Here is a 14,904-nt window from a genome sequence, read left to right as displayed (position 1 = left end):
CTCAGACGGCGTTGATCCGGTAGATCGGGAAATATGTCTGGATCTTCCCGTTCAGATAGTCGGACGCGAGCTTCGGCACCTCGTCGAAATCGAAGATCTCGGTCGGCTCCTGGCCGATCCAGCCGCTCGCTTCCTGGAAATCGCGGATCGTGATGCTGTCGTCGTAGCGCCACGCATGCGTGTGAATGTGCAGGCGGCGATTGATGCATTCCGTCGCGCGCAGGTTCCACAGGCGCATCCCGGTCTTCCAGCCGACCGTCGCGATGATGCCGGTGCGGCCGACCACGCGCGTCGTCGCGCGGTACAGCGCGCCGCCAAGGTTGTCGAGGAAGATCGCGACGCCACGGCCGCCGCTCAGTTCCGCGATCGTTTCCGCGAACACGCGCTCCGACTCCCGGTAGCTCGCCTGGTACTCGGGATCGGCCTTGTAGCGCTCGTCGTCATACGCGAGGTTCGGGAACTTGCGGCGATCGACCGGCGTGATGCCGAGCTTCGCGAGCTCGTCGAGGCGCCGGTCGTTGCTCGCCGTCATCGCGACGCGAAAGCCCTCGCGCTTCGCGAGCTGCAGCTCGGCGAGCGTCGTGCCGCCGCCCCAGCCGAACACCAGGTAGTCGGCCGGATCGACGTCCGGCAGCTGCGATCGCCAGCACGCCGACGCCACCTTCCAGTTGTCCCAGGCGGTGAAGTAGCGGCCGTAGGTCGCCCATTGCAGCAGCGAATGCCGGCTGTCCGTCGGCACCGCCACCAGGTTGTCGGCGCGCATCTTGGTTCGCTGCGCCATCACGCCGATCGTGCCCGGCGCGTCGTACGCGTAGACGAGTTCGGCGAACCCGTTTTCGTCGCGCTTGCCGAACGGCATCACCATGCAGATCTCGCCTTCCTTCAGCGTCTTCACGCCGCTGCCGCGCTCGACGATGCGCACCAGTGCGCCGTTGCCGAGCACGATCTTGTCCTCGCGGCGCTGCCGGCAGATGTCCACCGGGTTGCGCGACAGCGCGTGGTCTAGGTTCGCCTCCCACGAGCCGTACAGCGGTTCGACCAGCACCTCGTCGGCTTCCAGATTGGAGAATTCGAAGGTCTCGCGACGCAGCTCGCCCGCCACGGGCGCCTGCTTCCTGCTCGGTTCCGGTCCTGCGTAGAGAACCCATGCATCGGTCTTGATCATCGTCATGCCTCGGTAAAGGACTGCGTAGGGATGGTGCGCGCTGAACACGCTGCTCCGTTCACCGCGAATACGCCTGCTCGAGTGCCGCCTCCACGTCGGCCGTCGCGGCGACCTGCCCGAGTTTCGGGAAGATCTGCGTCAGCGCGAAGGCCTGCGCGTCGGTGGACGACGTGCTGACCGCGTCGCTGACGACGACGACGTTGTAGTTGTTCTCGTATGCCTGGCGCGCCGTCGATTCGACGCCGATGTTGGTCGCGATCCCGGTCAGCACGATGTCCGTGATGCCGCGCCGGCGCAGTTGCACGTCAAGGTCGGTGCCGGTGAACGCGCCCCACTGGTGCTTCGTCACGATGATGTCGGACGGCCCCACGCCAAGCGCCGGCGCGAACGCGCTCCATTCCGGGTCGAGATTCGGCGGCGCTGACGGCGCATCCGTCTTGACCTTCAGCGCAACGCCGCCGTCCGGCTGGTAGCTCGTGTGCACGTAGATGACGGGGAGGTGCAGCGCGCGGAACGCGGTCGCGAGCGCGACCGTCTTCGCAACAACCTGCGCGCCGGTATAAGGCACGACCGGCAGCGACACGATACCGTTCTGCAGATCGATGGCGACCAGGGCGACAGTGCGATTGAGCGTCGGAATGGACATGTATGAGCCTCACTTCTGTTGAGGGATGGAAGAAGCGGCGGCATCCAGGTGCCGGCTCGATGCCGCGTTGAGCAGCAGCAGCACGCTGATGACCGCCAGGACGATGGCCAGCTCGCGCAGGCCGTGATCGCTCGCCGGGTGGCCGAGCGCCAGCCCGACGAGCGCAAACGACAGGCTGCCGCCGACATACTGCGCGGTGCGGTACAGACCCGCGGCCGTGCCGATCCGGTCGAGCGGCGCGCTCTGGTAGAGCGCCGCCTGATTGCCGAGATTGTTGAAGCCGTTCGGCACGCCGAACACGATCGACAGCAGCACGATCGACCAGACCGGCATCGCGCTGGTGAGGAGACTCATCACGACGCTGCCGACGCACAGCATTGCGGAGCCGATGATCAGCACCGGCCGCGAGCCGTGACGGTGCGCGAGGCGAGTCGCGAGCATCGTCGCCACCGTGCCGACCGCGGCAATCGGCAGCATCACGAGGCCGGCGTCGGCGGCGGACAGATGCTTCGCCTCCTGCAGCCACATCGGCAGCGCATAGAAGATCGCGTAGAACACCGCGTAGGTGCCGACGCAGCGCAGGTATGTGCTCGTGAGCGCACGGTTGTCGCTCAGCATGCGGACGTCGATCAGCGGCGTCGCGGCCTGCCGCTCGCGATGGATCAGCAGCGGGCACAGGATCAGCAGCGCGACGAGCAGCAGCCAGTCGGGCTCGCGCGACACCGATTGCAGGAACAGCAACAGGCTCGCGAGCGTCAGGACGAACAGCGCGACGCCCGGCAAGTCCAGTTCCTTCAGCGTGCCGTGCAGCGTGCGGCGTTCCTGCGCGCCGCGCCGGACGGCGTCGGCCGGGATCCACAGCCACGCCAGCGCGAAGGCCAGCACCACGATCGGCACATTGATCCAGAAGATCGCGCGCCAGCCGGCAAATTGCACGAGCGCACCGCCGAGTGGCGGCCCGAACGCGACGGCCACCTGCGCCGCGACCGAGATCGCGCCGAGGCCGCCCGTCGGCGTCGCACCGTTCGCGTGCCGCTGCGACCACGTGCGGATCATCGCCATGCCGGCCGGATAGGCGGCGGACGTGCCGATGCCGAGCGCGACGCGCGACGCAATCAGCCACCCGAGCGACGGCGCGAACGGCGCGAGCGCGGACGCGATCAATACGATCGCGAGGCCGATGCAGAAGATCCGCTTCGCGCCGAACCGATCGGCGAGCCGCCCCATCGTCGGCTGGCCGACGGCCGTCGCGAGATAGAGGCCCGACACGAGCCACATCGTGTCAGCGCGTTCATGCGCTACCCGCTGCGGGTTGAACGCTTGCTGGATGCTGACGAGCGCGACCGCGATCATCGACGAGTTCAGCGCATTGAGCAGCGTGCCGAGCACGATCGGGCCGACCAGCCTGGCCGGCAGGCGCAGGCCCTCTGCGCGCGCATGCCGGCCGCCTGCCGGCGTGACGCCGGGGGGCGAAGAGGTCGCTTGCGCGGATCGATCGGGAGTCTTTTTCATGGCATCGTCGAATGGTGGATTCGCATCGCACGTTCAAATTCGAACGTGCGTTCACCTTACCGTTACGATTGCCGTGAATGAAATGGATTGTTGCGATGCACACATTCGTCGCTTGAATGCAGATCGCGAAGCGGATGTTCGAGCGCGGTTCCGGCAGGCCGGGAATGACATCGGCAAACAGGCCGTGTCCCTTGCCGGACGGGCCGATCGTGGAAGCGCGACGGACCTTGCCGAGTGCGTATGGAGTTATATGCCCCGCGTTCGCCCACCGAATGACGACTGTTTTATGCGGCGGCGCAACGGAGATTCAGAGCAATGGCTCTAGACCGGCATCGCACCCGTGAGTGCCTGGCAATCGAGGGCGGTGCGAGCCTGTGCTCGCAGGATGGAACCCCAACGTGTTCACGACGGGCGCGGCCGTATGGCCGATTGCCGTCACGATAATCCGCATATACGCCGGGAACGGTTCGACAATAAGGCGCGTATCGACCGCGCCGAAGCAGTGATCAACCCTGTCCTGTTGACCGCTATCGACAACGCGTTGCGGAAATCATTCGATGCGCGACGATCCGCGCGACCGCGCCCGGATCTATGGCGAGCGCGTCGACGCACTGCCATGATCGAGCGATGCCGCACGCCGCGCCTCGCCCGGCTCCGTAAAGTAGCGCTGCCGCAATTGCGCGATCTGCGCATCGCGATCCCGTGTCGGCAAGTTCTGCGCATCGATCTGCGCGCGCTGTGCCGCATATTCGTTGTACTTCGCATGCCACGCGTTGTCCGCCTGCTGCATCTTCACGACCCGCTCGGCAGCCTCCGGCCCGAGCGTTTGCGCGAGCTGCGCGCGCGTTTCATCGGGCGTCGCGTTCGATTGCTGCACTTTGTCGATCTGCGCGATCGCATTGTTCTGCTCCTTCTGGCGCTCCCGCTCGACGCGCTGATCGGCCGGCAGTTGCTGCTCGAGCGCGGCAAGACCTGCCTCCTTCCGTTCCGCGGTGAGCGACGGATCGCGGATGATCTTCAATCGCGCGAGATCGTAACGCTGCAGCTTCTGCTCCGTGCCGAAAAACGGCTCGCTCCAGTCGCCAAGCGTGCGGCTCGCGATCGTCGCGCGCAGGTCGAGCGCGAGTTGCAGTGCCGGGAGGTCGAGCGTGTTGTCCACGGCGCCGCCGCCCGGCAGCTTCGCCAGTTCGGCGAAATACGCGCGATAGCGCTCCCAGACGTCGAGCGCTTCGTGTTGCGCAACCGTACCGTCGAGCTGCGCGGCAATCGCGCGCACGACGAGTGCGTCGAATTCCACGTGGCTCAATTGGTTTTGCGCGGTCAGGAAATAATCGAAGAAGCCACGCACCGCCTCGACCTTTGCGAGATGGCCGTGCGTGTCGAGCGGCAGGCGCGGCGCAGTCGAGCCTGCGATTGCCGGGGGCAGCCCGCTTGCATCGAAGCCGGGCCCGGTTCTCGCTGCCGTCCCGCCCGCCGACGCGAACGACACGGCCCCGGCGGGCGCGACGCCGGACATGCCGGCGTCGCGCGTCTTCCGAACACCGATCCCGTACCAGACTGCGCCAGCCGCAACGACGCCCGCTATCCCGTAAAGCGCGACGCGTCGCGCGATGCCGCGTTGATACCCTGTCATCAATTACACGCCTTGATTTTTCAGCCGGTTCGCGTGCGTACGGATCGCCGCAACCGGATCCTCCACATTTGCGCCAAGCACGCCGAGAATCTGGTTGATCGCATCGGTGTGATTCCAGTGATACGTGCCAAGCACCTGGCCAAACTGCGCGCTGCATTGCGACACCACGCCGTCGTTCGGACCGGAGCCGCGATTGATCATCACCGTGCCGCTGCCGAGCAACGCCAGCGTTGCGGGATTGAGCACGTTCGCCGGATCGGCAGGCCCGCTCACGCTCGTATCGACGGCACCCGTCACGCCGGCCACCGTCGTTGTCGGCTGGATCGCCGTGCCGCCCCACGAATAAAGCAGGTGCGTATTTCCGTTAATCGTCTCGGTTGACGCGCCCGTCTGACACGAGCCCGGCGCACCGAGACCGGCACTCGGAAATTTCTGGTTGTATGCGGCGGCCTTGGCTGTCGTCAGCACCGACAACGCCTGAATCGCATTCTGGTTCGTATTGAGGTTGCTGCTCGTCAACGTGCCGAGCGCATTCGCAAACGCGCTGAAGATGGCCGACGACAGGCCGGTCGGATCCGTCTGCAACAGTTGCTGGACGAAGTCCGCGAATTGAGAGCCCCAGTGCGGCGTGCTGATCGTCGTCACCGAGGCGACCAGCTCCGGCGCTACGGATGCAACATAACGCGATGACAAGCCGCCCTGGCTGTGGCCGATCAGATTCACTTTCTGCGCGCCCGTCGCCGCGAGCACCTGCTTCACGTATGCAAGCAATTGCTCGCCGCGCCCGTTCGGGCCATCGTCGCTCTGGAAGCCGGAGAGATTGGCAACGTACACCTTCGCGCCGTGCGCCTGCAGATCCTCCGGAATGTGATACCAGTACTCAACGAGGCCGCCATACTTGTCGGTGCCGGTCAGCCCGTGCACGAGAATGATCGGGTACCTGGTCGCCGCATAATCGTCGACAGCGGTCGTCGCGGCGGAGGCGGCTTGCGCGCCGGCCAGCGACAGAACGGTTCCAACACTCGCGGCGGGGGCCGCATTCATTGCCAATGCGACCACCGTCGCCACTGCCTTCGCTCGTATCGATCTGCTCATCTTGCTCTCCATTTTTTAAGTGCATATCAATTGCTTGAGGATGAGGATGCGAAAAACGCTGATGCAGCGGCGCTTCCGGAACTGAAGCGTCGCCCGCGCGCGGTGTCGGCCATACCCGCCTCGACGGGTTGGCGCGGCCCACACCGCCGCCCGAAAACGAAGAAAAACGAACAAAAACGAACGTTTTCGCACCAGCAAGCGGAGTGAATCACATTCAACAAAACTGTGCTGACGGTTAGACAGGGCCCTCCAGTCAGTTGACAACGGGCGCGTCAACCACTAGTCCCATCGCGCCTGTTGGCTGGCAATGACGCAATAGGCTGACCGCTGCACGGACGGGGGCGGTGATGCCCCGCTTCGACAACGATTTGTTGTCCGTCGGTCCATTCGGCGCAAGATGCTGCGCTCCGATTTCAGCGTGTCACGGGCCGGATATCCTCCGGTGCCAGACTGCGCACCCGCCCCGCAAAATAATTGGGCGACGTGTCCCGGCACGCGCCGGTTGTGCAGTGAACGCCTAATAGCAGTGCTGCTCGTTCGGCCTGCTTGCGGGAAAGCACACCGTTGCCCAGCGGTCGAAGCACGGACGCAACCTTCGCCGCTCGAGCGGCCCGCTCTTCGATCGAAGCCATATGGATTCCTACTCATCCACGCGACCCATGCGCTAGCAGTATTAAAGAAAACGCGAAACGTGCCAGCAACGTTACTGAATACGGCTAGCGTTAATTCCGAACACTTACAGCAGGAGCGCGGAAGCCGAAACGCGCGCGCCCTGCCATACGAACTGTTTGTCAATGCTGCCGAAAACCCCGGATCCGGAAACCTCACGCTAACGTTCGTGAACAGCCGAAGCGTTGCGGCCGGGGTTTCCGTCTAGTCCGATATTCCACCGACGTCCGTCAGACGCTATACGGTCGATGCCCAAACCAGGCTATCCGACAACTGGCGCTTTTCCGCCGCGGGATCTGGTGCTGCCGCATACGACATGACGGTGGTTGCCCCGAGCGGCTTCGTACGACGCTTCAGCTCATCCGGCTCGAATGCGAGTACGCAAGAAGCGACCGTTTGCCATGAGGTCACCCAGGGTGATCTAGAGATCACCCTGACCAACAGCGGAAAAGCCACCGTGACATTCTCGATCACGGACAATCGTTACGGTCTCGCGACTCAATCCATGACCGCGCAGACCGGCCGGACGATACAGGGTCCGTGGGCCCTCGCGGCAAGCGAGCGGTGGTACGACATCAGCATCACGTGCGATACCGATGCCCGCTTTCCGCGGTAGTTTGCCGGACATGTCGAAACCGGTGCCCCGGGCGTCACCGATCAGTCGACGGCCTGAATCACATCGACTGACGTCGCCCGCGTACTAGCAGGCGGAGGGAACATCTACTCTCGGCTGGGTATCACGATGATGCACAGCCCCGGCGGGACTACGATCGTCAGGCAAGGTGCCGGTCCGCGCGCACGTGCACGTGCGCACGATGGATCGCGCAATTGTCGTCGTGCGCGGCACCGAGCCGGAACAACCTTAGTCGCGCGTTTTACGAAGCCAGAGTTTGAGCAGGCGATCGTACCGTAGTGGTAACAGATCAACTCAGAGTGTTTGTCAGCGATAGGTGCCCACCTCCCCAATCGGTGGACACCTATGCTCCTCGGTCAGAGCGCCGTGACGTAGACGTCGAGAATGGACCCCTTACGGTCGATCAACCTCAATTGCTATAGATCAGACCGCGAGCGGCGCCGTTGACGTAAATCCTGCCATACGTGTTCCAGTCGCCGGCCATCACGCCGGAGTCGCCGAATTGGTGCGCGTCATCGTTGAAGCGCGCCCACGTTGCACCACCGTCGTCGGAATGGTAAATGCCCCAGACGCCGTTCGATGTGCCTTCCACGTAGACCGCGGCCGAGTACGGCGAACCGGTCGGTGCCCTGCCCAACGCGATCACGGTGGCGCCCGGTGTGTCGTTGGTCGACGCAAAGGCGCTGAGCTTCGTCCAGGTTGCCCCCGAGTCCACCGAGTGGTACACGGCCGTGCCGTCGGCCAGCCAGAGGTCACCCTCGGCGTTCGGATTGACCGCCATCGACGTATCCCGCCACGAATTCCAGGCCAGGTTCGCGTTCACGGAGCCCTGGCTCAGCGCGAACGTGTGGCCGCCGTCGTTCGAGACGTAGATCTTGCCGCGCTGCCAGCTCCACGATGCGCCGCCGGAGTCGTAGGCATAGACCTTGTTCGGGTTCTTGCGGTCCGCGGCCAGGCGGTAGGCACGCGGGAAGCCGTTCCATGTGGCACGGAACGCCGGCAGGTTGGTCGCCGTCCAGCTGGCGCCATTGTTGGTCGTGTACGACGGCACCGAGTCCGGCGGTGCCCAGGTCACGTTGTTGCGGGACGGGACGACCAGGTTGCCCACGTTGCTCTGGCTTGCCGCTGCGCCGTTGGGCAGCGACGCGAACGTCGACCAGCTGTTGCCGCTGTCGCCGGACCAGAAGCCCTTGGTCGCATGGCCGTTGGCGTTGTCGACGCCTGCGGCGGCGATGTACGCCGGATCGGACCACGACATGTCGGCCGAATTGCCGCTGCTCCACGTGTTCAACGGGCCTTTCGTCGGCCTCGTCGAGAGGTCCGTATTGACCCACGTGCCGATGTCGCCGGCGCTGTTGATGAAGTTGTACGACGCACCGGGCGGCGCCGTGACGAGGGCCAGCGTCACGGTTTCCTCGAGGTTGTCGACCTTGGCGCTCCAGGTTGGCGTGGGCGACGAGGCGTTCATGGTTTCACAGATGCCGCCGCCATGGATGTGCATGATGTGGTCGCGATTGGCCGGGTCGATGGTGACGCCCTCGACCCAGCCGGCGCAGCCACCCGAGGCGGTGCCGGTATGCGGCATGCCGGCCTCGATTTCGCGCCACGTACTGCCGCCGTCGTCGGATAGCTGGATGGTCTTGCTGGTGTCGCTCCAGCCCGTCATGCCCAGTGCGATGCGGGCGGACGCGCCCAGACCGGAGACGGACAGGCCGCCAAAGCCGTTGCTGTTGGAGCTGTTGAGCAGCGTCCAGTTGCCGTTGTTGCTTCCGCCGAACTTGTAGAGATAGCTCGGTCCGCCGATGCCCTGGCCGACGCCCGCGTTGAACACCACGTAGAAGTTGCCGTCGGACGTGCGCACGACGTGCGGGATGTAGTAGCCGGACACCGTCGGCGGGACGGGCACCGGCGTCCACGAGAAGCCGCCGTTGGTGGACTTGTACAGGGTCGACGTCAGGCCCGCCGCGTTGGCGTAGTCCGGGGCGACGGTGGCCCACATGATCCAGGTCGGCTGGCCACTACCCTTGCCCGACGCATCGAAGATCACCTGTTCGACGCCGATCGGGGAACTGCCGCCGCTGATCGTGGTGGAGGACAGGCCCGTGACCTGCGTCCAGGTGCGGCCCGAATCGGCACTCTTCCACAGGCCAGCCGTGCGCGATCCGTAGAACAGCGTCGACGGATTGTTGGGGTCGACCTGCAGGCGCTCGCCCGTGGCGCGGCCGTTGTCGTTGCCGCCCACCGGGAACGGCAGATCGTAGTGCGTCCAGGTGTCGCCGCGGTTGCTCGAGATGTAGATGCGCCCGTTGTGACCCTGCGTCACGGTAATGCCGGCCATCATGTAGACGAGCTGATCGTTGTTCGGGTCGAGCGCGAGGCTTTCGACGCCGTGGAAATCGCCCTCGCCTGAGCCGAAACCGATGCCGTCGGTGATGGGCGTCCACGTCGAGTTGGTCGCGTTCCAGCGGTACGCGCCGCCGACGTCGGTGCGTGCGTACAGCAGGCTCGCGTTGGCTGGATGGTAGATCAGGCCGGTGACGTAGCCGCCGCCGCCCCACTTGACGCTGGTCCAGCTGGCCGCCGGCAGGTTGCTGCCGCTGCCATTGCCGCCGATCTGGCCGCGATTGGCGGCTAGATTGGCCCCCGCATTGGTCACGCCTGTCGCGCTATCGGATCCGTCACCACAGCCCCATAACGCACACGCCATCGCTGCAGCGGCAATCCATCGTCGAGAAAACACGGTCATCGGAGAAATCCTGAAAGGAAGAGGTTCGTCGCAGGGCCCGCCACCGGGCCCCGTGCAATCAATTCGCCATGAGCGATGCAATCTGCGCAGCGCTGAGCGCACCGCGATAGATGCGGAAATCGTCGATCAGGCCGTGGAACGTGGCGTCGGCACTGTATTGCGATTTGCCCAGCCAGTTCTGCGTGGTACTGCCCAAGCGGAACGGCGCCTGGAACATCGCCGTGTTGGTACTGACGGGCGTGCCGTCCACGTATATCGTGCCGGTCGAACCCGATAGCGTGACGGCCACATGCACCCATCGCTTGCTCGGCAGCTCGGTGGGGGCGTCGATGATCTGTTCCGGAGGGCCGTCACCGGGGCCGTTGGCCGTCATCGCGAAGCGCATGCCGGCCCAGCCGTTGCGCAACTGTGCGCGCGGCGTGAACATCATGTAGCGGTGGAAGCCCGTGCCGAAGTCGAACAGGCGTGCCCACGTTTGCGCGCCGTTCCAGAACACCCAGCTGGCGATGGTGAAGTCCGACACATCGGCCAGCAGATCGTCGGGCAACGCCACATACGCGCCCGAGCCGTTGAGCGAGACCGCGTTGCCGCTGTGCCCCGCTGCCCACGTTGCGCCGTTGAGCGTGCCATTGCGCCCGTTGCCCGAGCTATCGGCGGCCGTGACGCCGCTGCCTTCATCAAACGTGAGGTGCGCGAGCAGCTGCTGCACCGTGATCACTTTCACTTCGTTGGAGAGCGCCGATTCGCCCGCAATCGTTTGCGCGGTCACGACATAAAAATACGTGCCGGCACCGGCGGGCATATCGGTATAGGTCAGCAGATCGGTGATACCGCTCTGGATGGTGCTGTACGGTCCGCCGGCAATGGTGGCGCGCTTGACGTTGTAGCTGACGGCGTTGCTGCTGCCCCACCACGACAGCACCACCTTGCCCGCGCTGGCGTAGCCGGTCAGGCCGGTCGGCGTTGCTGCTGGGGTGCCGGGGTCGAGCGTGCAGGTGAGCGTGCCGTAGCCAAGCTGGTCGAAGCCGCCACTGTTGGGGCCGTAGTTGCCGCCGCCGCCTTCCGGTGCCACAAGCTCGGCAGCGCGCTTGGTGTAAGGCGCCGCCAGACCTTTGCGGTTGATGTAATGGTTGGCCACCAGCGCCCAGCAAGGCCGCCCCAGGGCGCCGCCTTGCCCGCCGGCGGCGAACTGCGTCTGGATGACGCCGGCGCTGTTCTGGTACGTGACGAAAGGCACCGTGTAGAACGCGCCGCCTGCCTGCTTCAGGTTGGCCTTGGCCACGTATTCCGCGCCCGCCAGAAACCGGTTGTTGTCATAGCCGTACAGGTCGATGCCCTGATTCCACGCCATCTCGCAAATGGCGCCCGTCAATGCTATGCCGAGCGTGCTGTGGCCCTGGTCCCGGCCGGCTTCCTGCCATTGCCCGAGGTTGCCGGGGTGCAGGTAGTACACGGCTTGCCGGATACAGCCGTTGCTGCCGCCGGTCTTGAAATGAGTGATGGCCTCGTTGACGAGTTCGGCATCGTCGCACAGCACGCCGATGGCCAGGACGCACGCGATGTTGGCCAGGCCCCAGTTGGCCCAGTAGTGCGTGTCCATCGCGGTGTCGATACGGGTCAGGAAAGCATGACTGACCGGGTAGAAGACATTGCGCATCATTGCCTGAAACGCGGCGAGCCCGGCCGGACTCCAGCCGCTGTAGCCGCGCATGATTTCGGCTGCGTTGGCGAATTCGTAGCCGTAGATGCCGGCGGCGAGCGCCACGTCGCTGCCGCCAAGCGTCGTCAGCGTCGAGGCCCATTGGTCCAGATACTCCACGGCTTTGTCGGCATAACGTTTGTCGTCCGACACCTTCCAGCGCAGCGCGTCGCCGTAGGCGGCGGCGATGTCGTTGTAGAGGGCGCCGTAGTTCTGACCATGCGTGGGATCATTGCCGCGATAGATGCCGACCTGCGGGTTCGGCTTGTTCGTCAGGCGCGTGTGACCGTTGGCGACGAGCACGTTCCAGCTGTCGATCCACGGGGAAGCCTGGGCGCCGACTTTAGCGCGCATGCGTTCGAAATCCGCCTCGGTATGCAGCAAGCCGGGATGCGTGAAGGCGCGGGTCTGGGCAATGCCTGCCGACGTCGCCCCTGCGTCGATACCGCCCGAGGCTGGAGCAACTCCGGACGCCTGGCCGGTGCCGTTTGCCGATGTATGCTCACCGCCTGTAACCGCGTTGCTTCCGTCGCCGCCGCATCCGGCCAGAAGCGTTGCACCGAGGCCCATCACGAAATGGCGTCGTGCAATATTCTCGATGTCGCCGAGTGGGACGATTTCCTCGGATAGCATCGTCGATGCTCCGTTGTCTCGCATGTCTGGATCCCCAGTTTTTTAGCTATAGTCGAAGCGACAAAAATGTACGAACTGTTCCGTATTCGTCAGGAACGCGTAGCATTCTATCCAGTTCGATAGGGATTCAATCAAGCGAAAAAAAACATATTCACTAATGACACGCACTTGTCACATCGGTGATGCAGGGATTGAGGCAGCGGCATCGACGATCCCGTCATTGAGCGCGTCTACGAAGGGTACAACGCCGGCCTGCAAGCCTGCGGCGCCTGCGATTTCGACGACCTGCTGCTTTATACCTACCAGCTGTTCTATGAGTTCCCTCAGGTCGCAGACCTATATCGACGCGTCTACGTCTATGTTTGCGTCGACGAAGCACAGGACCTTAACGAGGCTCAGTACGCCGTCATCCGGGCAATGGCAGGCGACTCGCTGCGCAACATCATGATGGTCGGTGATCCCAATCAGTCGATCTACGGCTTCAACACGTCTAGCCCAAAGTACCTCACGGATGATTTCAAGGCCGACTTCAATGCTGCCCAAATCCGCCTCGAGGAGAACTACCGGTCGTCCCGCGCGGTGGTTCGCGTCGCGCAGTCCCTCGACTCGACATACACCGTCGCTGGTCAGCTCGCCGTTGAGGGCTATGCCCGGAAAATCGTCGGCGATGACGAGGCCAACGAGGCGACGCGCGTGGTGGACGAGATGACCCGCTTGATGTCCACTGGACATCCCGACATCGAAGGGCCCGTGACGCCCACGAGTTTTGCCATCCTTGGACGCACGCGCTATACGTTGATCGGTATCGAGCGTCAGCTCAAAGATCGAGGCCTACCCTACTTCAAGCGTCTGAGCGTCACGCACGAGAACGAGTCCGACTTGGTTGACGAGTTCCAGCTGGCACTGAGGGTGCTCGCCAATCCCAAGGACGGCGTGCACCTGGGAGCGCTGCTCAAGCGCTGGAATCTTTCCAGACCCGCCGCGCCGCCTGCCGATGCGGTACAGGTGATGCGGCAGGTTCAATCCATGGCCGCGCTTAAGAAATCGCCTGGGTGTGTTGCCATCGCTGATGCGCTGGCGGCGGTGTACGCGAAGCGCGAGTGGCACTCCTAGTGTATTTCGATTACATCGATGCCAAGTTGTTGCTTGATAGCCTTTTCTTGTGCAGCGAGCCATGCTTTGGCCTCATCCTTGCCACCGACGATTCCAGACCGGCGCATGGCTATCCTCGCAGCCTTATAGCGCTCGGTCTTGTCAGTCTCAAGAAAACAAAGCGGCAAAAAACTGTTGGCGAAAAAAACCGACTCAAGATTGAGCAGACGATTCCCTTCCCTCAATATGCGATCGTACTCGTTCAGGCGGGCCGCCAAGGTGTCGACGACTGCACTCCTTGGCTTGGAACCTAGCCTCTCCGCTTCTTCTTGAGCACGCCCAACATCCTTTATTGCATCATAGATTGTGAAATACGACCATGGCTGGATCACGTCCAGCCCATCAAGTGAGCCTAATGATTGTTCAAATGTGCTTCGCTCACGCTTGCTCTGGCCTTTGTCGTCGATGTATTCCCGGAATTTCACAGCAGTGAAGGTCACTCGGGATTGCCCCGTCCTCGCCATGTCAAGCAATCGTCGCTGAGTTGATGAACTCAACTCGTCGGTGAAATCGTGGATCCGCTTTTCGAGAGTCTTCAGACTGATGCGGAGCTGTTCAAGGTGCTCCAGACGCTGCGCCTTCTTCTCTACCTGGACAATTACGCCGGCCAGTCGCTCGCGGCGACGCTTTTCATTTACATATTGACTCTGATCCTTGATGAGGCGAGAGTCGGCGCCGAATTTCTCTTGAGCGCAGTGGTTGCCGATAATCGTCGCTGACCCATCTAGCAGTTCGGCGACCCATCCTCGCTTATGTCCTTCTCCACAAAGGTTTCCATTGTCTTTCTGGACACAACAGCATACTTCCTCTCCGAAATTGTAGTCCCCAATCAGCCGTTTATAGCTGGCTTGGGTAATTGGGTTCTCTTCGATAAAGTTCGGAAGCTCCCGAATCTCTTCAGGGCTAGTAAACGTGCGGATTTCGATCAACGATACGTCCATCATCAAACAATCCCCCGCTGCTATCAGGTTGCGCAATTGTACTGTATAAAAACACAGCCCCATTTCGCCAGCTGCACGAATTTGCGAGCCACCAATCGGCATAAGGGGTAACCCTGCCCCCCAAACTGCGCTACGCGCTGTGGAGCTGGCGCCAGCAATGACCCTGAACCGGATTTAGTCCCGATCGGAAGTGGAGATTTCCGGCTTGGTTGAGTTGTCGGGCGAGGCGGATTCCCTTGCCTGACGGGCGAATTCGGCAGGCGTCATCCACTGCAATGCGGAGTGGGGACGAACCTCGTTATAGTACGTGCGCCAGTCGTCGATTTTGCTCTGCGCGTCGGCCAATGACAAGAACCAATGCGCGTTCAGACATTCCTGC

General features: G+C 63.3%; 11 protein-coding genes and 1 pseudogene. 3 read left to right on the top strand and 9 right to left on the bottom strand.

Going from position 1 to position 14,904, the window contains the following annotated elements:
- Position 1 precedes the first annotated feature (1 nt).
- The 5 genes from B7G54_RS00055 to B7G54_RS00035 all read right to left on the bottom strand — a co-directional run bounded on the left by B7G54_RS00055 (position 2) and on the right by B7G54_RS00035 (position 6,051).
- Positions 2-1,165 (bottom strand): quinone oxidoreductase family protein, encoded by a 1,164-nt coding sequence (locus B7G54_RS00055; protein WP_106408929.1) that lies wholly within the window; start codon positions 1,163-1,165, stop codon positions 2-4.
- A 58-nt stretch (positions 1,166-1,223) separates the two neighbouring features.
- On the bottom strand, positions 1,224-1,811 hold the full coding sequence (locus B7G54_RS00050) for a hydrolase (RefSeq protein ID WP_085037188.1): 588 nt from the start codon (positions 1,809-1,811) through the stop codon (positions 1,224-1,226).
- Between the two features lie 9 nt (positions 1,812-1,820).
- Complete coding sequence (locus B7G54_RS00045; RefSeq protein WP_085037187.1) at positions 1,821-3,323, bottom strand: MFS transporter; 1,503 nt, start codon at positions 3,321-3,323, stop codon at positions 1,821-1,823.
- Between the two features lie 589 nt (positions 3,324-3,912).
- On the bottom strand, positions 3,913-4,956 hold the full coding sequence (locus B7G54_RS00040) for a lipase secretion chaperone (RefSeq protein ID WP_085037186.1): 1,044 nt from the start codon (positions 4,954-4,956) through the stop codon (positions 3,913-3,915).
- A gap of 3 nt (positions 4,957-4,959) precedes the next feature.
- Positions 4,960-6,051 (bottom strand): triacylglycerol lipase, encoded by a 1,092-nt coding sequence (locus B7G54_RS00035; RefSeq protein WP_085037907.1) that lies wholly within the window; start codon positions 6,049-6,051, stop codon positions 4,960-4,962.
- Positions 6,052-6,934: 883 nt separating this feature from the next.
- On the opposite strand from B7G54_RS00035, the pseudogene B7G54_RS39465 reads away from it, so the two are divergent.
- Both B7G54_RS39465 and B7G54_RS39460 read left to right on the top strand, forming a co-directional pair.
- Positions 6,935-7,021: pseudogene (locus B7G54_RS39465) on the top strand (hypothetical protein); the annotation flags it as partial.
- Between the two features lie 15 nt (positions 7,022-7,036).
- Entirely contained in the window at positions 7,037-7,336 is a 300-nt protein-coding gene (locus tag B7G54_RS39460) for a phospholipase domain-containing protein (protein ID WP_244289225.1), read from the top strand.
- A 427-nt stretch (positions 7,337-7,763) separates the two neighbouring features.
- Here the strand turns inward: B7G54_RS39460 and B7G54_RS00025 are convergent, their stop codons facing one another.
- Together B7G54_RS00025 and B7G54_RS00020 are read right to left on the bottom strand one after the other, a co-directional pair.
- Positions 7,764-10,202 carry a beta propeller repeat protein gene (locus tag B7G54_RS00025; RefSeq protein WP_342356574.1) on the bottom strand — a complete coding sequence of 813 codons (2,439 nt, stop codon included), beginning with the start codon at positions 10,200-10,202 and terminating at the stop codon, positions 7,764-7,766.
- Positions 10,159-12,432 (bottom strand): LamG-like jellyroll fold domain-containing protein, encoded by a 2,274-nt coding sequence (locus B7G54_RS00020; protein ID WP_085037184.1) that lies wholly within the window; start codon positions 12,430-12,432, stop codon positions 10,159-10,161. The genes B7G54_RS00025 and B7G54_RS00020 overlap by 44 nt, the downstream gene beginning before the upstream one ends.
- A 204-nt stretch (positions 12,433-12,636) precedes the next feature.
- On the opposite strand from B7G54_RS00020, the gene B7G54_RS00015 reads away from it, so the two are divergent.
- Positions 12,637-13,545 (top strand): UvrD-helicase domain-containing protein, encoded by a 909-nt coding sequence (locus B7G54_RS00015; RefSeq protein WP_085037183.1) that lies wholly within the window; start codon positions 12,637-12,639, stop codon positions 13,543-13,545.
- On the opposite strand, the gene B7G54_RS00010 is transcribed toward B7G54_RS00015, so the two are convergent.
- Entirely contained in the window at positions 13,542-14,627 is a 1,086-nt protein-coding gene (locus B7G54_RS00010) for a hypothetical protein (RefSeq protein WP_244289224.1), read from the bottom strand. The two genes, B7G54_RS00015 and B7G54_RS00010, sit on opposite strands and share 4 nt — an antisense overlap.
- Positions 14,628-14,699: 72 nt before the next feature.
- On the bottom strand, positions 14,700-14,904 hold a 205-nt coding region (locus B7G54_RS00005; RefSeq protein ID WP_244289223.1), incomplete at its 5' end, for an integrase core domain-containing protein.

Origin of the sequence: Burkholderia puraquae, assembly GCF_002099195.1 — a bacterium.
Taxonomy (GTDB): domain Bacteria; phylum Pseudomonadota; class Gammaproteobacteria; order Burkholderiales; family Burkholderiaceae; genus Burkholderia; species Burkholderia puraquae.
Note: the sequence above shows the minus strand (reverse complement) of the source record. Positions and strands in the feature narration are given on the sequence as shown.